Genomic DNA, 2,069 nt, shown 5'->3' on the forward strand with positions numbered 1-2,069 from the left:
GGGCTGGCGTCTGGGCCTGCGCCATGCTCGTGCCACCAAGGCTTGCGATCATCAAGGTGACCAAGGCGAGATGCCGGACAGTCTGCCGGTCGTTGAGAAAGATCACCTGCCGCTCCCTTGTTGTGCCGCCCGCGGAATCGCGATGCGCCCTCTGCGATAGCCTGTCCGCAAACCCAGGCAAAGCGGACCTTGCCGCTCCATATATGGCGAGGTCCAGACTCGGGCGCGCGCCGGGCGCCCGGCTTGACCGACGCTGCTATATGGTGTCCCAAACACTCATGACCGAAGCCGTTTCCGCCAGCAAGCTTGCCTTCCGTACCGTTACGAAAATGAACGGGATCGGCAACGCAATCGTGATCCTGGACCTCCGGGACAGCGACTTCGTCCTGGTGCCGGAGGCTGTGCGCGCCATCGCCGCGCAGCCCCGCCTCGCCTTCGAGCAGCTCATGGTATTGCACCCTCCTCACCAGACGGGGACGGACGCGTTTCTGCGCATCTACAATATCGATGGGTCGCAGGCCGGCGCTTGCGGCAACGGCACGCGCTGCGTCGCCTGGTTCCTGCTGCAGAACTCCGACCGCGACAGCGTCCTGCTCGAGACGGAGACCACGCCGCTCGCCTGCCATCGCCTCGCCGACGGCCGCTTTTCCGTCGACATGGGGCTGCCGCGGTTTCGCTGGGACGCGATCCCGCTGGCCAATGCCGATGTCGATCCGCGTGCCCTCGACTTCGGGCCAGGCCTGCCGCCGGCCATTGCGCTGAGCATGGGCAACCCGCATGCCGTCTTCTTCGTCGACGATCTCAATGCGATCGATCTTGCCGCCGTCGGTCCGAAGCTCGAGACGGCGCCGATCTTTCCCGATCGTGCCAATATCTCCTTCGCCCAGGTCCTCGATCGCGACACCATCCGTCTGAAGGTTTGGGAGCGCGGCGCCGGGGCGACCCTCGCCTGCGGCTCGGCCGCCTGCGCCACGCTCGTGGCTGCGGCGGAGACCGGCCGGGTCGGCCGTGCGGCCACGATCGAACTGCCCGGCGGCCGGCTGGAGATTTCCTGGGATGACGACCGTCATGTCATCATGACTGGGCCGGTGACCTTCGAATACACGGCCACGCTCGATCCGGAACTCTTCGAAGACCGCGCTGCGTGAGCGACGGTGCCACCCTGGATGCCGCGCATGGCGTGCATGTCCTCAGCTTCGGCTGCCGGCTGAATCTCGTCGAGGGCGAAGCGATGCGCCGGGCGGCTTTGTCTGCCGGGCATCGCGATATCGCCATCGTCAACACCTGTGGCGTGACCGGCGAAGCGGTGCGCCAGGCGCGTCAGGCGATCCGCCGGCTGAAGCGTGAGGCGCCGACGCGCGACGTCGTCGTGACCGGCTGTGCCGCGCAGATGGACGTCGCCGCTTTCGCCGCGATGCCGGAAGTTGACCGTGTGCTGGGCAACGGCGCCAAGACGGCGATCGAATCCTGGCGCGGCGCCTGGACCGATGATGGCGCCGCCATCGCCGATGTCGTTCACGGCCGCAGCCCTTTGGAAGAAGGCGTCGAGGATCACACCCGCGCGTTTCTCGGCGTGCAGAACGGCTGCGACCACAGCTGCACCTTTTGCGCGATTCCGCTCGGCCGCGGGCCGTCGCGCTCGGCGCCGCTCGCCGACGTCGTGGCCTCGGCGTCCCGGCTGGCGGAGCAGGGTTTTCGCGAGATCGTGCTGACCGGCGTCGATTTGACGTCATATGGCAGCGACCTGCCGGATGCGCCGAGCTTGGGCCGGCTCGTCCGCGCCATCCTCAAAAGCGTGCCGGACTTGCAGCGCCTGCGGCTCTCGTCCATCGACTGCATCGAAGCCGATCCTATCCTCCGCGCCGCCTTCGCCGAGGAAGAGCGGCTGATGCCCTACCTGCATCTCTCCCTGCAGAGCGGCGACGACCTGATCCTGAAGAGAATGAAGCGCCGCCACAGCCGCGCCGATGCGGTGGCCGTCTGCGCGGACCTGCGCCGTCTGCGGCCCGACATGGCCTTCGGCGCCGACCTCATCGCCGGCTTTCCCACCGAGACCGAAGCGATGGCCG

2 protein-coding genes are annotated in these 2,069 nt (G+C 67.5%); both read left to right on the forward strand.

The window, feature by feature from the left end:
- The first annotated feature begins 278 nt into the window (after positions 1-278).
- On the forward strand, positions 279-1,148 hold the full coding sequence (gene dapF / locus GSQ79_RS12020; protein WP_158808957.1) for a diaminopimelate epimerase: 870 nt from the start codon (positions 279-281) through the stop codon (positions 1,146-1,148).
- A gap of 83 nt (positions 1,149-1,231) precedes the next feature.
- Positions 1,232-2,069 (forward strand): radical SAM protein (locus GSQ79_RS12025; protein WP_246725282.1); only part of this gene is annotated, 838 nt, incomplete at its 3' end.

Origin of the sequence: Beijerinckia sp. L45 (assembly GCF_009765775.1) — a bacterium.
Taxonomy (GTDB): domain Bacteria; phylum Pseudomonadota; class Alphaproteobacteria; order Rhizobiales; family Beijerinckiaceae; genus RH-AL1.